This window comes from Sphingomonas sp. LT1P40 (assembly GCF_036663835.1).
Lineage (GTDB): Bacteria > Pseudomonadota > Alphaproteobacteria > Sphingomonadales > Sphingomonadaceae > Sphingomonas.
On sequence record NZ_JAXOJT010000001.1, the window covers coordinates 2,042,625 to 2,062,989 of the forward strand.

Annotated in this window: 15 protein-coding genes; 7 read left to right on the forward strand and 8 right to left on the reverse strand. The window is 64.5% G+C overall.

Translation table 11 applies throughout. From position 1 onward, the window contains the following. Nucleotides 1-34: 34 nt before the first annotated feature. Both U1702_RS10190 and U1702_RS10195 read left to right on the forward strand, forming a co-directional pair. Nucleotides 35-1,552, forward strand: coding sequence for a Do family serine endopeptidase (locus U1702_RS10190; protein WP_332724035.1), 1,518 nt, complete (start codon nucleotides 35-37; stop codon nucleotides 1,550-1,552). A 61-nt stretch (nucleotides 1,553-1,613) separates the two neighbouring features. Further along, a complete protein-coding gene (locus tag U1702_RS10195; protein ID WP_332724037.1) occupies nucleotides 1,614-3,272 on the forward strand; it encodes a helicase HerA-like domain-containing protein in 1,659 nt (552 codons plus the stop codon). Between the two features lie 158 nt (nucleotides 3,273-3,430). Here the strand turns inward: U1702_RS10195 and U1702_RS10200 are convergent, their stop codons facing one another. The 3 genes from U1702_RS10200 to queF all read right to left on the reverse strand — a co-directional run bounded on the left by U1702_RS10200 (nucleotide 3,431) and on the right by queF (nucleotide 7,635). Then, on the reverse strand, nucleotides 3,431-4,711 hold the full coding sequence (locus U1702_RS10200; protein WP_332724039.1) for a glycoside hydrolase family 130 protein: 1,281 nt from the start codon (nucleotides 4,709-4,711) through the stop codon (nucleotides 3,431-3,433). A 47-nt stretch (nucleotides 4,712-4,758) separates the two neighbouring features. Next, nucleotides 4,759-7,047, reverse strand: a complete 2,289-nt coding sequence (locus tag U1702_RS10205) for a glycosyltransferase family 4 protein (protein WP_332724041.1) — start codon at nucleotides 7,045-7,047, stop codon at nucleotides 4,759-4,761. Nucleotides 7,048-7,188: 141 nt separating this feature from the next. Continuing rightward, entirely contained in the window at nucleotides 7,189-7,635 is a 447-nt protein-coding gene (gene queF / locus U1702_RS10210) for a preQ(1) synthase (RefSeq protein ID WP_332724043.1), read from the reverse strand. Nucleotides 7,636-7,688: 53 nt separating this feature from the next. Between queF and sseA the strand changes: the two genes are divergently transcribed. The 4 genes from sseA to U1702_RS10230 are packed head-to-tail and all read left to right on the forward strand — an operon-like array spanning nucleotide 7,689 to nucleotide 12,170. Further along, complete coding sequence (gene sseA, locus U1702_RS10215) at nucleotides 7,689-8,528, forward strand: 3-mercaptopyruvate sulfurtransferase (protein ID WP_332724045.1); 840 nt, start codon at nucleotides 7,689-7,691, stop codon at nucleotides 8,526-8,528. Beyond that, the gene (gene metC, locus U1702_RS10220; protein WP_332724047.1) at nucleotides 8,525-9,703 is read left to right on the forward strand and encodes a cystathionine beta-lyase; all 1,179 of its coding nucleotides are present in this window, start codon (nucleotides 8,525-8,527) and stop codon (nucleotides 9,701-9,703) included. Before sseA ends, metC begins: the two co-directional genes overlap by 4 nt. Then, nucleotides 9,700-11,028, forward strand: coding sequence for a mechanosensitive ion channel family protein (locus U1702_RS10225; RefSeq protein WP_332724050.1), 1,329 nt, complete (start codon nucleotides 9,700-9,702; stop codon nucleotides 11,026-11,028). The genes metC and U1702_RS10225 overlap by 4 nt, the downstream gene beginning before the upstream one ends. 5 nt (nucleotides 11,029-11,033) lie before the next feature. Further along, nucleotides 11,034-12,170 (forward strand): GNAT family N-acetyltransferase, encoded by a 1,137-nt coding sequence (locus tag U1702_RS10230; RefSeq protein WP_332724052.1) that lies wholly within the window; start codon nucleotides 11,034-11,036, stop codon nucleotides 12,168-12,170. Here U1702_RS10230 and U1702_RS10235 read toward each other — a convergent pair. Genes U1702_RS10235 through U1702_RS10245 form a run of 3 tightly spaced genes read right to left on the reverse strand, consistent with a single transcriptional unit; the run spans nucleotide 12,167 to nucleotide 17,088 of the window. Beyond that, nucleotides 12,167-13,867: a hypothetical protein gene (locus U1702_RS10235; RefSeq protein ID WP_332724054.1), complete on the reverse strand. Its 1,701-nt coding sequence runs from the start codon at nucleotides 13,865-13,867 to the stop codon at nucleotides 12,167-12,169. The genes U1702_RS10230 and U1702_RS10235 overlap by 4 nt on opposite strands. A 9-nt stretch (nucleotides 13,868-13,876) precedes the next feature. Further along, complete coding sequence (locus U1702_RS10240) at nucleotides 13,877-15,394, reverse strand: hypothetical protein (protein ID WP_332724056.1); 1,518 nt, start codon at nucleotides 15,392-15,394, stop codon at nucleotides 13,877-13,879. Beyond that, entirely contained in the window at nucleotides 15,391-17,088 is a 1,698-nt protein-coding gene (locus U1702_RS10245) for a hypothetical protein (protein WP_332724058.1), read from the reverse strand. The genes U1702_RS10240 and U1702_RS10245 overlap by 4 nt, the downstream gene beginning before the upstream one ends. Nucleotides 17,089-17,212: 124 nt before the next feature. On the opposite strand from U1702_RS10245, the gene U1702_RS10250 reads away from it, so the two are divergent. Next, nucleotides 17,213-17,719 (forward strand): DUF2306 domain-containing protein, encoded by a 507-nt coding sequence (locus U1702_RS10250; RefSeq protein ID WP_332724060.1) that lies wholly within the window; start codon nucleotides 17,213-17,215, stop codon nucleotides 17,717-17,719. A gap of 4 nt (nucleotides 17,720-17,723) precedes the next feature. On the opposite strand, the gene U1702_RS10255 is transcribed toward U1702_RS10250, so the two are convergent. Beyond that, nucleotides 17,724-18,941: an argininosuccinate synthase gene (locus tag U1702_RS10255; RefSeq protein WP_332724062.1), complete on the reverse strand. Its 1,218-nt coding sequence runs from the start codon at nucleotides 18,939-18,941 to the stop codon at nucleotides 17,724-17,726. 35 nt (nucleotides 18,942-18,976) lie between these two features. After that, on the reverse strand, nucleotides 18,977-20,314 hold the full coding sequence (locus U1702_RS10260; protein WP_332724064.1) for an MATE family efflux transporter: 1,338 nt from the start codon (nucleotides 20,312-20,314) through the stop codon (nucleotides 18,977-18,979). Between the last annotated feature and the right edge of the window lie 51 nt (nucleotides 20,315-20,365).

Consider the following 20,365-nt stretch of genomic DNA (forward strand, 5'->3'; position numbering starts at 1 on the left):
GAGCGATATTTTGCCAATCAAAGGAACGTCACCCGTGCGCTACGCTTACGCGATCACCTCCGCACTCCTGGTCGGCGGCGCAAGCGCGGCGCTGGTCCTTCAGACTCCCGCCGGCGCGCAGACCGCGCAGAACGAACCCGGCGCCATTCAGGTCGCCGCCCCCCGCGCCGGCGCGCCGATGAGCTTCGCCGACATGGTCGCAAAGCTCCAGCCAGCGGTGGTCAACATCTCGACCACCCAGCGCGTGCAGGTGCAGAACAACCCGTTCGCGGGCACGCCGCTCGGCGAGCTGTTCGGCCAGCAACAGGGTCAGGGCGGCGCACGCCCGGTCACGCGTCAGGCGACCTCGCTTGGCTCGGGCTTCGTCATCTCTGCGGACGGCTACATCGTCACCAACAATCACGTAATCTCCGCCGGCCAGCGTGGCGCGGTGGTCGAGACGATCAAGGTGAGCCTGTCCGATCGGCGCGAATTTACCGCCAAGCTGATCGGCCGGGATGTCGCATCCGATCTTGCCGTGCTCAAGATCGAGGGCGCAAACCTGCCCTTCGTCAAATTCGGCGATTCGAATACGTCGCGCGTGGGCGACTGGGTGGTTGCGATCGGCAATCCCTATGGCCTTGGCGGGTCGGTGACGGCGGGGATCATCTCCGCGCTCAACCGCGTGACCGGTCAGGGCGGCCCGCTCGATCGCTTTATCCAGACCGATGCCTCGATCAACAGCGGCAACTCGGGCGGACCATTGTTCGATCTGAACGGCAATGTCATCGGCATCAATTCCCAGATTCTGTCGCCGACCGGCGGCAATGTCGGCATCGGCCTCGCCTTTCCCGCAGTCGAGGCCAAGCCGATCATCGAAACACTGATGAAGGGCGGTAGCGTTCAGCGCGGCTATCTCGGCGTCGGCATCCAGCCGCTGACCGAGGATCTCGCCAAATCGTTCGGCGTGCCAAAGGGCCGCGGCGAACTGATTTCGCGTGTCGAACCGGGGGAGGCTGCGGCGAAGGCCGGGATCAAACAGGGCGATGTCATTACCAAGGTCGACGGCAAAGACGTGACCCCCGACACCACATTGTCCTATCTCGCCGCGAATCTGCGCCCCGGTACCAAGGTGCCGATGGAACTGATCCGCGACGGCAAGACCGTCACCGTCCAGCTTACGGTCGGCACCCGTCCGTCGGAAGAACAGCTGGCCGGGTTCGATCCCGATGCCGACGAGAATGCACCGGGCCCGGATCAAGGCGCGCAGGGCACGGCATCGCTGGGAATCAGCGTCACCACGCTGACTCCGCAGATTGCCACCACGATCGGCGTTGATCCCACGACCAAGGGCGTTGTCGTCGTCGGCGTCGATCCGTCGAGCGACGCCGCGCAAAAGGCAATCGCACGCGGCTTCGTCATCTCCTCGGTCAATCGCACCCCGGTGACGACGCCGGCCGAGTTCAATGCCGCCGTCACGCGCGCCAAGAGTGCAGGGTCGGATCAGGTATTGCTCTACATCGTGCGCCGGGGTGGCGTGGGCGGCTTTGTCGCCGTCGATCTCGCGCGCTGATTTACGCTGACCTGAGCTTCGTTTCGCCCTAGTCTGTGCTCCTGAATCACAGGAGCGTTGCATGACGGGCGAAACGGAGCTGTTCATTGGTCTCGGCGGCGGTGAGCGGCAAGCGCTGGTCCTCAAACGCGCCAATCGCCACGGTCTGATCGCGGGCGCCACGGGCACCGGCAAGACGGTGACGCTTCAAGGGCTCGCGGAGAGCTTCAGCCGCGCCGGGGTTCCGGTGTTCGCAGCTGACGTGAAAGGTGATCTGTCCGGTCTTGGCATGCCCGGTTCCCCCACCGCCAAGACGCACGAACCGTTCGCCAAACGCGCCGCCGAGATCGGCGACACCGACTGGAAATACGCCGCCGCGCCGGTGCAGTTCTGGGACCTGTTCGGCGAGCAGGGGCACCCTGTCCGCACCACCGTCTCCGAAATGGGGCCGCTGCTGCTCGGTCGCCTGCTCGGCCTGAACGATGTGCAGGAGGGCGTGCTCGCCATCGCCTTTCAGGTCGCCGACGACGAAGGCCTCCTCCTCCTTGATCTCGACGATCTTCAGTCGATGCTCGTCTATTGCAGCGAGCGTGCCGATGAACTCACGGCCAAATATGGCAATGTCGCCAAAACCTCGGTCGGTGCGATCCAGCGGCAACTGCTGCAGTTGCGCAGCCAGGGTGCCGCCAATTTCTTCGGCGAACCCGCACTCGATATCCACGACTTCATAAAGACTGACGAGAATGGCGCCGGTATCGTCAATATACTCGCCGCCGATAAATTGATGGCCTCGCCCGGCCTCTACGCCACCTTTCTGCTGTGGCTGTTGTCGGAATTGTTCGAGACGCTTCCCGAAATCGGCGACCCCGACAAACCGAAACTCGTCTTCTTCTTCGACGAAGCGCATCTGCTGTTCGAGGAAGCGCCCAAGGCGTTGCTCGACAAGGTCGAACAGGTCGTCCGTCTGATTCGATCCAAAGGCGTCGGCGTTTATTTCGTGACGCAAAACCCGATCGACATTCCCGAGGATATCGCAGGACAACTCGGCAACCGCGTCCAGCACGCGCTGCGCGCCTTCACGCCGCGCGAGCAAAAGGCGATCAAGTCGGCTGCCGAAACCTTTCGTGCCAATCCTGATCTCAACGTCGAAACCGTGATTACAGAGCTGAAGGTGGGTGAGGCTTTGGTGTCGATCCTGATGGCCGACGGCGCGCCCTCCCCGGTTCAGCGCACCCTCGTCAAGCCGCCCTGCTCGCGCGTCGGCCCGGTGAGCCCGGAAGAGCGCAAGGTGCTGATCGGCACCGATCTGGTCGGCACAAAGTACGACACGTTGATCGACCGCGAATCCGCCGAGGAATTGCTGTCGGCAAAGGCGAATGAAGCGGCCGCCGCCGCCGCCGAAGCCAAGGCCGCGACGGAGTCGGAGAAAGCCGCCGCACTTCAGGCCAAGGAGGACGCCCGCCTCGCCAAGGAAGCCGAACGCCAACGCCTCGCCGCCCAGCGCGACGCCGACCGCGCCACCCGCCTCGAGGCTCAGGCGCAGCGTCAGGCTGAACGCGAAGCCGCAAACAACCCGTGGAACCGCGCGATTAAGGGTGCCACCCAGTCGGCATCGTCAGCCGCCGGTCGAGCGGTCGCGGGCGAAGTGTCGAAGGCGATTTTCGGCAAGAAATCCGGTGTCGGTGCCAGCATGGTTGGCGGCATTGTGCGGGGGATTCTGGGCGGGTTGTTCAAGGGGTAGTGGCACCACGATCGTCGATGCGTGCCTGTACCACGTTCAGCTAACGACCATCTTCTCGTCATCCCGGGCTTGACCCGGGATCCCGCTTCTTCTTGGCCGGGAACGTGGCGGGACCCCGGGTCAAGCCCGGGGTGACGGGCTGGAGAAGCGGTCGCCCACTACATCACCGACAACAGAGACTTGATCGAAACAAACGCAAACGCCACCGAGCTGTCCGCCACGCCGAACGGGATAAACACCCGGTCGCCATGCCGCAGCGCGCCGCACGAATAGACGACATTGGGGACATAGCCCTCGCGGTCCTCGCTCGCCGCCGCCAGGATCGGCTCGCTGGTGCGGCCGATCACCTTTGACGGATCGTCCTTATCGAGCAGCACCGCGCCGATCGAATATTTGCGCATTGCGCCGACGCCGTGGGTCAGCATCAACCAGCCTTCGTCCAGCTCGATGGGCGGGCCGCAATTGCCCATCTGCACCAGCTCCCACGGGAATTTCGGCGTGATGAGTTTCACCCCCTCATCCCAATGCGTCATCGTATCGGACTCGATCAGGAAGATATTCTCCCCGTCCTGTCGACCGATCATCATATATTTGCCGTTCACTTTGCGCGGGAACAGCCCCATCCCCTTGTTGCGCGCGGCGCTGCCAGTCATCGGCACCAGATCGAACTCGCGCCAGTCGAGCGTGCGAAGCATCTCCGACTGGATCACCGACCCGTTATAGGCGGTATAGGTACCAATCCACTCGCTGCTGCCGTCGTCATGCGTGAAATGGACCAGCCGCATGTCCTCCAGCCCGTTGGACTGCGCCTTGGTGATCGGGAACAGCAACGTCCCCGACAGCGTCGAATCGCGGTGCCGATAGACTTTCACCGCGCCCTCCGGTGCCTCCAGCTCGTCGCCCAGCGCGTCGGCGGCGGTGGCAAAGGGCGGCTCGGGCGACAGCGTCAGTTCGTTGTGGTCGGTGATGATGCCCTCGCGGAATGCGACCGAAGAGATATGCCCCTCACCCACCGCGCGCAGCGACATCAGGATGCGCAGCGACCCCTTCGGCATGCCCGACTGGTCGTGATGTGGCACCGCGCTGGGGTTCATCAATGCGGCGGCGGCATAGCTGTATTCGTGACAGAAATAGGCCCCGATCAGCTGGCGCTTCTCGTCGCCGATCTCGCTCCCGTCCAGCCTCAGCTGCGCTTCGATCTCGTCATAGCGGGTCATGAACACGCGGCGCGTCTGCCAGTGCCGCGCCTCGAAATCCTTCAGCACGACCTCCAGCTGCGAGCGCGCCTCTGCCGATGACATTTCCAGCACTGCCCGCACCAGCCGCTCCGTCCGGCTGGGCACGCCGCCATTGGACTGCCATGCGATATGAAACGGGCGAACCACGACGCGCGACGCATCGGCATAAAGACGCAACGGGTGATGAAACAGGTCGAGCATCGTCCCCCCGGACACTAGATTTACGCACTGATGCGCAGCCGTCCGGGTTATGCGACGGCTTGCTCTGCTCCTGCCACGATTGCCGCCCGCTTTGAAAGGGCGGAAATCGCGCAATTCGCCAATTGCAGTGCCAGAATCGACTCCGCACCCTGATTTCGGTTCAGCCCTCCAGGATGCAACCCGTCGAAACAGCCGCCATCCTGCACGCTGGCCAGCGGGAGTCCCAGATCATTCTGGCCCAGATACCAGCGATAGGCCCGCACTGCCTCGCTCGCCCAGCGCGCTTCGCCGGTCGCATCGAATGCCGCGACACAGGCATCGACGGTCGCCTGCGCCTCCAATGGCTGCTGATCGAAAGGCAGCGGAGCGGCGTAGGGCCGCCCGAAGCTCTCGGTCCCGATCGCGCGAAACCCGCCATCCGGCCCGGTCTGTTGTCCGGCGATCCACTCCAGCGTGCTCAGCCCGCATGCCATGAAATCCGCCCGCTTCAACGCCGCCCCGGCGCGGATAAGCGCTTCGGGCAGACGGGCATTGTCATAGGCGAGGACGATCTCGAACCATTCCCATTGCGGCCGCCGCGATTCCTCGAGCAACCCCATCAACTCGTCGCCGAAGCGCTCTAGAATCCGGATCGACAATGGATGACCGGGATGCGCGTCCAGCATGGCGGCCGCACCCAGCATTGCGAATGCGCACGCACGCGGACTGCCGAATTCGTGCGCGATCGGCGCGGTCTCGTCGAACAACACCCGCGCCCAGTCGCGGTATTTCTGATCGCGCCCTTCCGATGCGGTGACGCCCAGCGCCCATAGCGCACGACCGTTGGAATCCTCGGACCCGGTATCCTCGCACCAGTTGCGGTCGAACGCCATGAAATTGCGGAAACGGCGGGTGTCCGGATTCCACGCAAACTGCACGAATGCGGCATAAATGCTCGTCCACTTGTCGCGCTCGTTCGCCGACAGCGGATCGATCCGGCTCATCAGGATCAGCGCGCGAGCATTGTCGTCGATGCAATAACCATGGCGACGATCCGGCACGGCATAGATCGAATGCTGAAGCATGCCGGTCGCATCGCTCATCCGCTCAACGCCGCGAAAATCGGGCTTCAGGGCCTCGAATTTAGGCGTTCCGACCAAAGGGATGCGGTGCGGCCGCGCGTTCATCGTGGCGGCGATCTGCGCAACCGCCGCTTCCGCCAGTCGTGGCCAGATCATCGTCCGCCCACGCGCATAGGCGCGTCGTGCCAGCGCGTTGCGCCGCTCATCGCTGTCGAGCAGGTCATTGATCGCCGTCGCAAATGCCGCGCTGTCGCCAAAGCCGACCAAGACCCCGTGATCGTCTGCGAGGATTTCGGTGGCATGGACATAGGGGGTGGAGACGACGGGCTTGCCCACGCCGACGGCGTTGGAAAGCGTGCCGGAGGTGATCTGCGCCGGATTGGGATAGGGCGTGGCGTAGATATCCGCCGCCTGGAGGTAATCCAGCAACTCGTTCTGATCGACGAAATCGTCGCGGAACGCGATATTCCGGTCGACACCCAGTTCGACAGCGAGCGCGTGCAGCCGATCCCGATACGCTTCGCCCTCATGTGCCACCAGATTGGGATGAGTCGAACCCAACACGACATAGAGCGCATCGGGGTGCTTCGCCGCCACCGCAGGCATTGCTGCAATCATCGTCTCGATCCCCTTGCTCGGGGCAAGCAGGCCAAACGTGAAGATGACCTGCCGATGCTCCCAGCCAAAGCGCGCCTTGAACGCGGCGGGGTCGGCAAAGGCGCGGTCGGGGACGCCATGCGGGATCATGGTAACCTTACGGTCATCGACGCCATGCACGCGGCGCAGAATTTCGCGGCCCTTTTCAGCCATCACGATCACGCGCGAGGCGCGGCGCAGCAATGCCTCCATGACGCGGCGTTCGTCGGCACTCGGCTTTTCCAGCACCGTGTGCAGCGTGGCGATGACGGGAATTGTGATGCGATCGAGCAGCGCGATCAGATGCTCGCCGGCTGCGCCGCCATAGATGCCATATTCATGCTGAACCCATACCGCCTGCGCGCCGGATGCCTGAATCGCGCGCGCCGTTTCCAGATAGGCGGAACGGTCGTGCTGCGGGATCGCCCCCGTCACTTCGGGCGGATAGGCGTAAAGGCCGGGATGGTCGTCCATCGCCCAGACATCGACCTGCATGTCGGGATAACGCGCCTTGAGCGCATTGTAGGTATCAGTGGTATAGGTGGCGATGCCGCATTTACGCGGAAGGAAATTGCCGATCAGCGCGATGTGGCTCACAGCAGGATCATTCCCTACCGGCAGGTCTGCGCGCTGCGCCATCCCTCACTCCTTCGCAATAGCAACATGGATCAAGCGGCTAGCACCGCTATCGAGTCTCCCAAACGACCTGATTACAATATGGTTGCACCCATGTTGCATTGCAACATACTTCGGTTGCGATGAAGCGAATTAATCCGGCGTTCAGCCGCGCCCGCGATATCCCGGTACGTCCTGCGCCGGAATCCAGACGCCGACCGGCGGCTCGCCAGACTGCCAGAATATGTCGATCGGGATGCCGCCACGCGGATACCAGTATCCGCCGATCCGCAGCCATTTGGGCTTCATTTCCGCGAACAGCCGCGCGCCGATACCGACCGTGCAATCTTCATGAAACGCGCCGTGGTTGCGGAAACTGCCCAGGAACAGCTTCAGCGATTTGGATTCGACGATGGTCGCATCCGGCACATAGTCGATCACCAGATGCGCGAAATCGGGCGCGGCGGTGATCGGGCACAGCGAGGTGAACTCCGGCACGGCAAAGCGCACCAGATAGTCGGTCCCGGTGCGCGGATTGGGAACATAATCGAGCACCGCTTCGTCGGGCGTTGCGGGCAGGGCGCTGTGCTGGCCAAGATGGGTCGGGGTCATGCCAACCCTCTAATGCATTTCCACTCGCGCGGAAACGGGACTAGGACGAGCGGATGGACGCTTTGGTAACGACCGAATGGCTCGCCGCAGAATTGGGCGCACCCGACCTGCGGATTTTCGACGCGACCTGGTTCCTGCCCGGGGTCACCCGCGACGCCCGAGCGGAATATGCGGCGGCACATATCCCCGGCGCGCAGTTCTTCGACATCGACGCGATCTCTGACAAGACGACAGCCCTGCCGACGATGCTTCCGCCCGCCGAACTTTTTGCCGGGGAAATGTCGAGTCTCGGCGCGGACGCAACTTTGCGCATCGTCATCTATGACAACGCGCCCCACCACACATCGACCCGCGCATGGTGGATGCTTCGCACGTTCGGATTCGACAATGTCGCTATTCTCGACGGCGGACTGCAACGCTGGAAAGCGCAGGGTAACCCGCTTCAGTCGGCAAATTCACGCGTTTCCCGCGGTGCGGTCGATGTCCGGCTCGATCCATCGCATGTCCGCACGCTGGATCAGGTTCGCGCCAATTTGACCACCCACGCCGAACAACTCGTCGATGCCCGCTCGCCGGAACGTTTCCACGGGACCGAACCCGAAACCCGTCCCGGCCTTGCCAGCGGTCACATTCCGGGCAGTGCCAACATCCCCTATTCCGCTTTCTTCAATCCGGACGGCACCTGGAAACACCCGGCCAGCATCCGCGCATTGTTCGAGGATGAGGGGGTCGAGGTCGAACGCCCGGTGATCGCCACCTGCGGCTCCGGCATCAGCGCCGCCGTCATCGTTTTCGCGCTCCATCTGCTTGGTCACCCGGCCTCTCTATACGACGGCAGCTGGGCCGAATGGGGTTCCGATCCTGCAACCCCAAAGGCGACCGGCGCAGCATGAGCAAGGGCGATGGGACGAAGGTCGTTGGTGCGGGCCGTCGGCCGGAATGGACGCAAGGGATCGTCAGCCCGCCGGTGTGGCGCGCGTCGACGATCCTCTACGACAATGTCGCCCAGCTTCGCGCCGCCGCTGGCAAGGACACGCATCACCGCCTGTTCTATGGCCGTCGCGGCACGCCGACCCAATGGAGCCTGGCCGACGCGCTGACCGAACTGGAGCCGGGCGCGGAGGCCACTTTTCTCTATCCTTCGGGCGTAGCCGCGGTTTCCGCCGCGCTGCTGTCCGTGCTCTCCCCCGGCGACGAGTTGCTGCTGGCGGACAGCGTCTATGACCCTACCCGCAGCTTCGCGCAGACATTCCTGAAACGCTTCGGCGTCGCCACGCGCTATTACGACCCTTTGATCGGCGGCGGCATCGCCGCGCTGATCGGCGACAACACCCGCGCGATCTTCATGGAGACCCCCGGCAGTCTGACCTTCGAGGTGCAGGACGTGCCCGCAATCGTCGCGGCAGCGAAGGCGCGCGGGGTGACGACGTTGCTCGACAATACCTGGGCCACGCCATTGCTGTTCCCGGCGATCGAAAAAGGCATCGATCTCTCGATCCTCGCCTGCACCAAATATATCGTCGGCCATTCGGACGTGATGCTCGGCAGCGTCACCGCCGCCCCCGGCCATTGGGAGAAATTGCGCGCGACTAGCTTCCAGCTTGGCCAGACCGCCAGTCCCGACGATGCTTGGCTCGGCGCGCGCGGATTGCGCACGATGGCGGTGCGGTTGAAGCATCATGGCGAGGGTGCGCTTGAGATCGCCCGCTGGCTGGAGACGCGGCCGGAAGTCGCCCGCGTGCTCCACCCCGCTTTGCCCTCCTGCCCCGGCCACGACCTGTTCCTGCGCGATTTTAAGGGGCCGTCCGGCCTGTTCGCCTTCGTCCTCAACGGCGGCGACGAAGCATCGCGTGCCGCATTGATCGACGGGCTGGAGTTGTTCGGCATTGGCTATAGCTGGGGCGGGTTCGAGAGTCTGGCGATCCCGGTCGATCCCGAACGCATCCGCACCGCGACCGGCTGGCAAGCCGAAGGGCCGCTGGTCCGGCTCCAGATCGGCCTTGAGGACCCCGCCGACCTGATCGCCGATCTTGCCGCCGGTCTCGACCGCTTCCGGGCGGCGCGGTGACCCTCCCGGTGATCCCTGCCAGCCTCGCCCGCTGGCTCGCCGCGAATGGCGTCCACGCGCCAAGCAACGCCGAACTGATCGAGGGCGCAATTGCGGGGAGCTTTGCGCTGCTCGCGCTCGCCATCGGCTGGTTCGCCGGACGACGCCTTGGCCCCCTGCTCGCGGCGCAATGGCACAAGCGCGTGGGCGACCATGTCGAAGGGCTGGCGCACCGGATGCACACGCTCGTGCGTCATGGCAGCGCCGCACTGTTGCTCGCCATCATCGTCAATGTCTGGCCATGGACCGTGGTCGCGTCGCTGCTGCTCGGCATCGCGCTCGGATCGGCGGCGGCAATGACCGCGATGGTATTCCTGCGCGGGCTGCACACGCCGCGCTGGATGGCATGGGCGACTGCGCTGATGATCTTCGTCGCCATTCTCAGCCACGCGATCGGCGGCTTCAACGTCATCACCGATACGCTCGACCGGATCGGCATGGATGTCGGCCGGCGACGCATCTCGCTGCTTGCGGTGGCGACGTTGCTGGTGACGGCGGTCGCGCTTTACGCCGGCGCGCGGCTCGCCAACCGCGTCATCGCGCATTCGATCGGCCAGACGCGCGGATTCGACGCGACGCAGAAACTGCTGTTCCAGAAACTCGCCAGCATCATCGTCGTCGTCATCGCATTTTTCTTCGGCGTCGATCTGCTGGGCATCGACCTGACCAGCCTCGCCGTCTTCTCCGGCGCGCTCGGCCTCGCGGTCGGTTTCGGTTTGCAAAAGACCGTCGGCAATCTGATCGCCGGGATCATCCTGTTGATGGACCGCTCGATCAAGCCGGGCGACGTCATCGTCGTCGGTGACAGTTTCGGCTGGGTCAACAAGATCGGCGTGCGCGCGGTCAGCGTCATCACCCGCGACGGCAAAGAGCATCTGATTCCGAACGAGAATCTGATGACTCAGGAGGTCGAGAACTGGTCCTTCTCCGACCGCAACGTCCGCGTTCGCATCCCCGTCGGCGTCGGTTACGAAACCGACCTGAAGCTGGCGCAGGAACTCATGCTGCGGGCCGCTGCAGACAGCTCGCGCGTCCTCACCCGCCCGCCGCCCAATGTCTGGCTAACCAGCTTCGGCGAATATGCCGTCGAGCATGAAATTCTCGCCTGGATCAGCGATCCGGAGGGCGGCGTCGGCAACGTGACCTCGGACATCCTCAACCGGCTATGGTGGCTGTTCAAGGAGAACGGCATCGACATTCCAGTGCCGCGGCGCGAGATCATGGTGAAAAGCTGGCCCGAGGATGGCCGCCCACTGGTTCAACTCCCACACGACCAACCTACATAGGCTCCGTGCCGAAACCCGTAACCGCCCGCATCGCCGAAGGAGTCACGTCGATCCCGGCGGCGCAATGGGATGCGTGTGCGGGCGATGCCAACCCGTTCGTGAGCCATGCCTTCCTTGCGGCGCTCGAACGCTCCGGCTCGGCCACGGCGGAAACCGGCTGGCAGCCTCTGCCCATCGTTATCGACGGTCCCGACGGCACGCCCGCCGCCATCGCTCCGGCCTATGGCAAGAGCCACAGTCAGGGCGAATATGTGTTCGATCACGCCTGGGCCGATGCATGGGAGCGGGCGGGCGGGCGTTACTATCCCAAGCTTCAGGTCGCCGCGCCGTTTACCCCCGTCCCCGGTCCTCGCCTGCTGCTGCGCGACGCGGCACTCGCTCCGGCGCTGATTGCGGGGCTGGAGGCGGTGGCGGATCAGAACCGGCTGTCCTCGGTCCACGCCACCTTTCTCGAGGATGCACAACTGCCGCTGTTCGAGGAGGCCGGGTGGCTGGCGCGCGCGGGGACACAATTTCACTGGCACAATGACGGCTATGCCAGCTTCGACGATTTCCTGTCGGCGCTGTCGTCGCGCAAGCGCAAGGCGATCCGCAAGGAACGCGAACGCGCTCGCGACGGCCTGATCTTTCGCCATCTGACCGGCGCGGAGATCACCGAGGCGCATTGGGACGCATTCTGGATATTCTATCAGGATACCGGCAGCCGCAAATGGGGCCAGCCCTACCTCACCCGCCCATTCTTTTCGATGCTGGGCGAAACGATGGGCGACAAGCTCATCCTGATGCTAGCCGAGCGCGATGGCCGTCCCATCGCAGGCGCGCTGAACCTGATCGGTGGCGATGCCTTATATGGTCGTTACTGGGGCTGCTCCGAGGAAGTGCCGTTCCTCCATTTCGAGCTATGCTATTATCAGGCGATCGACGCCGCGATCGAACGCGGCCTGCCCCGTGTCGAGGCGGGGGCGCAGGGCGAACACAAGCTGGCGCGCGGCTATGTTCCGGTCACGACATGGTCGGCACACTATATTCCCGATCCCGGCTTTCGCCGCGCCATCGCCGAATATCTGGAGCGCGAGAAACAGGCGGTCGCACATGAACAGGAATATCTGGGCGAGCTGACGCCGTTCAAACGGGGCGGTTAGACCGGCTTTTCAGCCGCTTTCCACGCCTCGATCTGTTTCTGCTTGTCGCGCTTCAGAAAGTCTCGGATCCGCTGGATCTGGTGATGATACGGACCCAGATCGTCCGGGTTCAGCTGCACCGCCGGCGTCGCATGGTCGATCTTGAACAGCGCGCTGGTCCCGTCGCGCCACACCGGGATCAGCCCCTTTTCCAACCTTTTGTCATAAGGCGGCGGACTGATGACCCACAAATAGTCATAGGCATGACGCGGGAAGCGGGCGAGGCTGACTGCCACCGGCCGCCACCATTCGCGCGGGCATTTGGTGTCGGTCACGATCTGTGAGGGGTCGTGGCTGAAACCGCGGGCTTTTTTGTAGCGCACCGTCAACAACTGCCCCCCGGCCATCGACCATTGGTCGTTGGTATAAGCGAGTTTTCGCACCATTGCGATGCCGGGCAGATGCTGCAGCCGCGTCATCGTCCATTCGTTGTAACAGGTCTCCCCGACGAAGCTCAGCAGCTTCGCCCCCTCCGGCACATGCGCCAGCGCCTTCAGTTCGCGGTCATAGGCCTTGTCGTACAGCGCATAGCTCCACGTCGTCGCGCCCATCCGTACGACGAAGAAGATCAGCCCCGCCACCGCCAGCGCGCTGGCCCCGCGTATCGACAGGCCGGGCTTTGGCCGCAATGCAATCAATGCGATGGCGATCATATACGGGGCCAGCCGCATGTCGGCATAGGCCGAGCCGAACACTACGCGCGGCAGCAGCACGAACACCGCGATCAGGAACAGCGCCGACAGCCCCAAATGCCGCGAATATTCGATATTCGGGTCGCGCACACCCTTGAAGAGGATCAGCCACAGAACCGCGAGACAGGCGATGTCGAACAGCTGCCAGCGGTCGCGCATCACCATCAGCACCCACCAGGTTTTCGCGCGCCAGTTGAACCAGTCGCCGGTCTGGCCGCTGACGTCCCCGGCAGTGCGCCACGCCAGCATGAGCAGAGCGGGCGGTGCGAGGACGAGACACTGCACGCCGGAGCGAATCCAGGGCACTACCCAGCGCTGGAAGAAATCCGTATGCCACGGCCCGTCTCGCGGCCCCTGTTTGTCGTGCTGGCGGATCAATTCGGCGGCGAAGCACAACACGCCCAGCGTTCCCCAGCCAAAGGTGTGCGTGACCCAGATCACCATGCCGATCGGCACGAAGATGACGCTGCGCAGGGTAAACTTGCCCAGCCGCGCCAGCCGCAGCCACAGCGCAAACGCGTTGAGCGCCAGCGCCATCGACAGCCCGAAATTCACGAAGCCGAAGTGGAAGGCGTAGTTGTAGGCCAGCGGCAATGCGAACAAAGCCGTCGCGGGAATCCGCCCATGCACCTCGCGCGCGATCCACAACAATCCGGTGACGGTCAGCACCGGGATGGTAATCACGATCAGCTTTACCGCCAGCTCGAGTCCGAAAATCGGCTCAAGCGGAATGATGAGCAGGTCGATGCCGAGATTGCCGATCAGGCTCCACTCGAAATTATACCAGTCGTTCAGCCACGGCACTTCGTCATGGCTCAACTGCACGCGATAGCGCGCCATGTGCCCAGGCAGATCGACGAGCGGCGGGATGTCCGGCCACAATAACGGGACCGCTGCGGCGATCGCCGCGAACAGTACGAACCAGCGCGTCTGCCACCAGCGCAGTGTGTCGGTGCCCCCTTGCATCCCCCGCACTTACTGCGGCGCAGCACCCACCGGCAAGCGGCTTGGATTGCGATCCACCGCATAAATTGCGGAGACGCCGTTCGACCACACCCGCTTTACATCGGGTGCAAGCTGCCGCTGCGCCGGAAAATCGAGCGTCCACACATAGTTGAACGTCCCCCGGTCGAAATCACGCACCGCCGCGTCGAACCGCGTCTGTTTGAAATCGCAGCTGTCCGGATAGACGAGTTGCGACGGATCGCTGGCATAAAGCTCGGCATCCGGGTGGTGGTGCTGCAACAATTGCTGGCCGCCGATCGTCCATTGCCCATTTTCGAAGATATCGCGCCGCGCGACCGCGATCCCCGCAATATGCCCCAGCCGCCGGTCGGCCCATTCGGTGGTGCAGGGCTGATTGACCAGCACCAGCACCGCCGCGCCACGGGGGATATGCGGCACCGCCTCCAGCGCCGCCGCTTGCGGCTGCGCGAACAGGATCATCGCCGCGGTCGAGGTAATCGTGCGAAACGCAAGGAACGCCGTCGCCGCCAACGCCAGCCTGTGGTCGAACACCTCGTGCCCCGGCTTCACCCGGATCGCGACCAGCGCCAACGCCACGGCGGGCGCCAGCATCCGCATATCGACATACGCCCCGCCCAGCGCGAGACGCGGCAGCGCCAGGAAGGCGACGAACCCCGCCAGCGCCGCGATGCCGATCACCGGATCGAACCGCAACCGCCGGTCGCGCACCGCCATCCACAATATGCCGAACAACAGGATCGCGCACGCCACGTCCCACCATTTCCAGCGTTCGCGCAGCAGCGAGGGCACCCAGCTGAGCTTCGCCGTCCAGTCCCATGCCCAGGGTTCGCTTGGCGATCCGCCGATCATCGCAGCGAGCGGAAGCGCCAGCGGCAGGCAGGACAGCCCGGCGCGAAGCATCGCATGCAGCCAGCCGGAATCACGCAACCGCATGACCTCTGCCGCGAATGCGAACAGCCCGAACATCGCCCAGCCGAAGCTATGCGCGATCCACAGCACGCAAGCGATCGGCACGAACAGCACGGCGCGGAGCCTTACCCGCCCGCGCCGCCCCATCCAGATCCACAGCGCCAGCGCATGCAACGCCAGCCCCGCCGCCAGCATGAAATTGACGAAGCCGAATTGAAACGGAAAGCCATAGGCCAAAGGGAAAGCGAAGGCGGCGGCGGGCGACAGCCGTCCATCTGCCGCGCGCGCGATCAGGATCAAACCGCTAGCCCACAAGAGCGGGATCAGCGTCACGATCAGTCGCGCCGCGCCCTCCACCCCGATCAGCGGCGCGAGCGCGTGGACCAGTAGATCGACGCCGAGATTGCCGATCAGCGCCCATTCAAATGCCCAGTGTCGCGCCAGATCGGCGGACCCGCCAATCGCGCTGGCGATATGGTAGCGTCCGATATGTCCAGACAAATCGGATAGCGGCGGCAGCGACGTCCATAACAGCGGCAGCACCGACGCGATCAGCGCGGCAACAACGAACGCGCGGCTTTCCCACCAGCGCGTCACGGTGCGCGCCGTACGGCATAGACCGCCATCGCCTCATCCGCTGGCGACAGCCGGGTCAGCCAGCCCGGCGTGCGGCCAAAATCGAGTATCGCGCGGCCAGTGCCGCGCTTTGGCTCGCCCAGTTCGGGCAAGCCGCCGGGGCAATAAACGACATGGGCGATGTCGAGCCGCGCGGCATAAGCGGCCGCGCGGTCATCGGGCAGCACGAACAGGCGATAGGCGCTCAATATCCCGTTGGCATTGCGGTGGTAGGGCGCGGCCAACATTTGCTGCCCGGTTCCCGCCAACGCATAGGCTCCGAAATCCACCGACGCCGCCACGCGACCCGCAGGCAGCGCCGCAAGTCGGGCCAGCGCCGGTGCCGGATCGCAGCCAGCCCCCTTGCCCGCCGTCGATGGCGTCATCAGTCCGCCCAGCATCGGATAGACGAACCCCGCCGACACAATCCACGCCGCCGCCAGCGGCAACGGCCCGCGCGCACGCGCCACCGCGATCAAGCCTGCCAACGCGGGGGCGGCCAGCATCGCCCCGGCATAGGCACCGCGCAATTGTAGCAGCATCAACGCCAGCGATACGATTTGAAATGCGCCTAGGATCAACCATGCTTCCCGCCGCTCACGCCGCCACATCAGCGCAGTTGCCGCCAATCCCGCGAACAACAGCCCGGCATAGCCGATCGCATGGACCAGGCTCGCGCCGAACAATGGCTGTGCCTCCGCCACTTGCGACAGCCACAGTCGCGCGAGCAGCGGATCGACCTCGCCATAGGGGCTGAGGCACCCCGGCGACGCAGCAAGCGCTGCCGCCATTGCAACGCCGCCTATAACCAGCGCAGCCAGGAGTCGGCCACGCCCCGGCGCAATCCAGCGACCAGCTGCCGCCAGCAAGACGGGTGCCGCCGCCGCAATCTGCGCCGCGCGCCACAGCATCGCATCGAACCCGTCGCATGCCGGATAGTCCCAGCCGCTCGTCCGCAGCGTCAGCGCCGCCAGCAGCAATCCGCCGAACAGCGCCGTGGCATAACCGGCCATCCGATCGTCTTCGCCCATGATCCAGCGCCACACGATCACGCCGCCACCGATCGCCAGCAATGGTGCGGTCTCTAGGCCAACGGCCAAACTGGCGGCACTCGCCAGGCCAGCCGCAACACCCGCGCGCCAGCCACCCTCGCCAAGTACCGCACGCACCAGCACCAGCAGCAACACCAGCTGTAACCCGTGATGGTCGATCCGCCCCGGCACGAACAGCGCGCTCGCCGGATAGGCCAAAGCCGCAACCACAATCGCCACCTGCGCCGACACGTCGAGCACCCGCGCGATCGATCCGATCAGCGCCAGTGCGGCAACGAACAACAATGCAGGCCAGAGGAGTACCGCCGCCAGTTCTGCGATATGACCACCCAGCAATGGTGCCAGCAACGCGACGATCGCGGCGGGCACCAGGTCGGGCAGCCGCGACCAGTGCATCTCAAGTCCCGCCAGTCCCAGCCGATGCTGCGCCAGATCGTAGAACGCCTGTCCGCCGACCCAGTCGCGGATCTGCTGCAACCGCATCATATCATCGGTATCGGGCAATTGCAGTGCCGACAGCGCCGCCCAGTCGCGCGCCGCCCAGACAGCGGTCAGCAACAGCGCAAGCGCCACCGCCAGCCCCATGTTCCGCATTGTTGAATGGCGTGTGGCACGCTGTTCCATCGGCCCTCCGTCAACCGGGCTAGGGCATGATGGTTAATTGCCCGCTAAACATCTGGACAGGGCCGTCGGTCATTCCATTTCGGCGCGTGCCGCGTTAGCATCCCGTGTCAATCCGGGGGGAAGCATGGCAAGCATCGCACAGACGCCGCGCACAAAGCCGCTTAGTGCAGATCGCTACGAACAGATTCTGGCATTCGGGGCCATCGCGCTGTTACTGGCCGTGATCGTCGCGCTGGCGCGGGGCTATCGCGAATGGGCGCTGGTGCCGTGGCAGGTGTGGCCGCATCTGGCGACGGTCGCCGTCGCGCTGGCGCTGACCCCGGTCATCCTGCTCGGTCGGCGCGGCGATCAGCGGCACCGCTGGCTGGGGCGCATCTGGGTCGGCGCGATGTTCCTGAGCGCGCTGCTGTCATTCGGGCTGACCGGCACCAATCCGGGCCATTTCAGCTTCATCCACCTGATTTCGGCCTATGTCGTCGTCTCAGCGCCGCTGATCTGGTGGTCGGCGGCGACGCATCGCATCACCACGCACCGCCGGTCGGTACGCGGCATGGTGACCGGCGCGCTGCTGATCGCCGGTTTCTTCACCTTTCCGTTCGACCGCCTGATGGGCCGCTGGTTGTTCGGCTGACCGATCAGTCCTCGCGCCGTCCCAGCAAGCGCAGCCGCAGCGCATTGAGCTTGATGAAACCGGCCGCGTCGCGCTGGTCATAGGCACCCTGATCGTCCTCGAACGTCACGACCTTTTCGCTGTACAGTGAGTAAGGCGATTTGCGCCCGACGACACTGACGCCACCCTTGTAAAGCTTCAGCCGCACGGTCCCGGCGACCTTTTCCTGGCTGAAGTCGATCGCGGCCTGCATCATCTCACGCTCCGGCGCGAACCAGAAGCCGTTATAGACCATCTCGGCATAGCGCGGTGCCCATTCGTCCTTCAGATGCGCCGCGCCACGATCCAGCGTGATCGATTCGATGCCGCGATGCGCGAGGTGATAGATCGTGCCGCCCGGCGTCTCGTACATGCCGCGCGACTTCATACCGACGAAGCGGTTCTCGACCAGATCGAGCCGCCCGATGCCATGTTTCCGACCCAGTTCGTTGAGCGCGGCCAGCAAATTCGCGGGCGACAGGGCAACGCCGTTCACCGCGACGCCGTCGCCTTTCTCGAAATCGATGGTGATATATTCGGGCGTGTCCGGTGCATCCTCCGGGTTCACCGTGCGCGAATAGACATAGTCAGGAGTTTCATCCCACGGATCTTCAAGAACCTTGCCCTCGGACGACGTGTGCAACAGGTTGGCGTCGGTCGAGAAAGGCGATTCGCCGCGCTTGTCCTTGGTCACCTGAATCTGGTGCTGTTCGGCAAACTCGATCAGCTTGGTACGGCTGGTCAAATTCCACTCGCGCCAGGGGGCAATAACCTTGATGTCGGGGTTCAGCGCATAGGCCGACAGCTCGAAACGCACCTGATCGTTGCCCTTGCCGGTCGCGCCGTGGCTGACGGCGTCGGCATTCACTTCCTTGGCGATCTCGATCAGGCGCTTCGAGATCAGCGGGCGCGCGATCGAGGTGCCGAGGAGGTAGAGGCCTTCATACAGGGCATTGGCGCGCATCATCGGGAAGACGAAGTCGCGGACGAACTCCTCCTTCAGATCGTCGATATAGATGTGCTCGGGCCTCACCCCGGCATCCAGCGCCTTCTTGCGCGCCGGCTCCAGCTCCTCGCCCTGCCCCAGATCGGCGGTGAAGGTGACGACTTCGCACTGATATTCCTGTTGCAGCCATTTCAGGATCACGCTGGTGTCGAGACCGCCCGAATAGGCGAGAACCACGCGATTGATCTTGTCGGCCATGACTTGAATGCTCCAGAGGTGAAGTGGCAGCGCCTCTAGGGCCGCTGCGGCGCTTCGGCAACACCGGCGAACAAACGTGGCAGATACGCGCCAAGCGCCACCGCACGGAAAATATAGCTGGCCAGCAGCGCCAGCCACAGCCCCGTCGCCCCCAACGGTCGCAGCAACAGGTCGGTCCCGATATACAGCAATGTCGCCAGAATCGCGGCATTGCGCAGCGCCCGCCCCTGTGTCGCGCCGATGAAAACGCCGTCGAGCAGCCATGCCGGGACCCCGATTGTTGCGGCGAGTGCGGCGAGCGGCAACACATCGCGTGCCGCCGCGCGCACCGCTGCATTGGTGGTGAGCAGGTCGATCAGCACGCCGCCGAACACCACCGACAGGATCGTGGCGAGCAACCCGAAGCCGAGCGAAAACTCCCCCGTCAGCCGCATCGCGCGCGTCAGGTCGCGCCGCGACCCCGCCCCGACCGCCATGCCCACGCGCGATTCGGCGGTGAAGGCGAAACCGTCGAGGACGAAGGCGAACAGACTGACGAACTGGATCAGCACATGGTTCGCCGCCAGTTGGACCGCGCCCAGCCGCGCGCCCGCATTCGCCAGCCACAGGAACAGGATCAGCAGCGCGATCGTGCGGATCATGATGTCGGCATTGACCGCGAACAGCCGCCGCCACGCGGCTCTGTCGAAGAAATCGGCCCGCTGCCCCAGCAGCGCACGCATCCCGACAATTCGCACCACGACGGCGAGGCCCAGCAGCAACGCGATCCATTCGGCCAGCGCCGTCCCCAGCCCGACACCCGCCGCCCCCATGTCGAAATGCCATACGAACAGGATGTCGAGCGCGGCGTTCGCCACGTTCATCACGATCTGGATCACCAGACTCTCGCGCGTCCGCCCCAGCCCATAGAGCCAGCCCGCAATCGCATAGAAGCCCAGCGCGGCGGGGGCACCCAGAAAGCGCATCGTCACGAAATCACGTGCCGCCGCATCCAGCCCGCCGCTGCCCGCCATCACCGACAGCGCCAGTGGCACGATCAGGATTTGCAGCGCCACCAGCACCGCGCCGATCGCCAGCCCCGCCGCTACGCCCCGCGCCAGCAGTGCGTTAGTTTCCCCGGCATCCCCGCGCCCATGCGCCTGTGCGGTCAGTCCGGTCATCCCCATGCGCAGAAAGCCGAACGCCCAGAAGATGAAATTGATGACCGCCACGCCCAGCGCCACCCCGGCGAGCGCCACCGCATCGCCGGTCCAGCCGATCACCGCCGTATCGACCAGCCCGACCAGCGGCACCGTCGTCTGGCCGAGCATGATCGGCCATGCCTGCGCGAAAATCGAGCGGCGGGACAGGACAAGGGGCGCGGACGGTTGCACGTCCGCGCCCCTAGCGCGTGCAGTCACCGAAAGTCACCCCGCGCGACCGGG

What these genes read in the sequence shown, in the direction of transcription:
- U1702_RS10195 (WP_332724037.1), top strand. Translation starts at nt 1,614, where the DNA reads ATGACGGGCGAAACGGAGCTGTTCATTGGTCTCGGCGGCGGTGAGCGG.
- U1702_RS10200 (WP_332724039.1), bottom strand. Translation starts at nt 4,711, where the DNA reads ATGCTCGACCTGTTTCATCACCCGTTGCGTCTTTATGCCGATGCGTCG.
- U1702_RS10205 (WP_332724041.1), bottom strand. Translation starts at nt 7,047, where the DNA reads ATGGCGCAGCGCGCAGACCTGCCGGTAGGGAATGATCCTGCTGTGAGC.
- queF (WP_332724043.1), bottom strand. Translation starts at nt 7,635, where the DNA reads ATGACCCCGACCCATCTTGGCCAGCACAGCGCCCTGCCCGCAACGCCC.
- sseA (WP_332724045.1), top strand. Translation starts at nt 7,689, where the DNA reads ATGGACGCTTTGGTAACGACCGAATGGCTCGCCGCAGAATTGGGCGCA.
- metC (WP_332724047.1), top strand. Translation starts at nt 8,525, where the DNA reads ATGAGCAAGGGCGATGGGACGAAGGTCGTTGGTGCGGGCCGTCGGCCG.
- U1702_RS10235 (WP_332724054.1), bottom strand. Translation starts at nt 13,867, where the DNA reads ATGCAAGGGGGCACCGACACACTGCGCTGGTGGCAGACGCGCTGGTTC.
- U1702_RS10245 (WP_332724058.1), bottom strand. Translation starts at nt 17,088, where the DNA reads ATGGAACAGCGTGCCACACGCCATTCAACAATGCGGAACATGGGGCTG.
- U1702_RS10250 (WP_332724060.1), top strand. Translation starts at nt 17,213, where the DNA reads ATGGCAAGCATCGCACAGACGCCGCGCACAAAGCCGCTTAGTGCAGAT.
- U1702_RS10255 (WP_332724062.1), bottom strand. Translation starts at nt 18,941, where the DNA reads ATGGCCGACAAGATCAATCGCGTGGTTCTCGCCTATTCGGGCGGTCTC.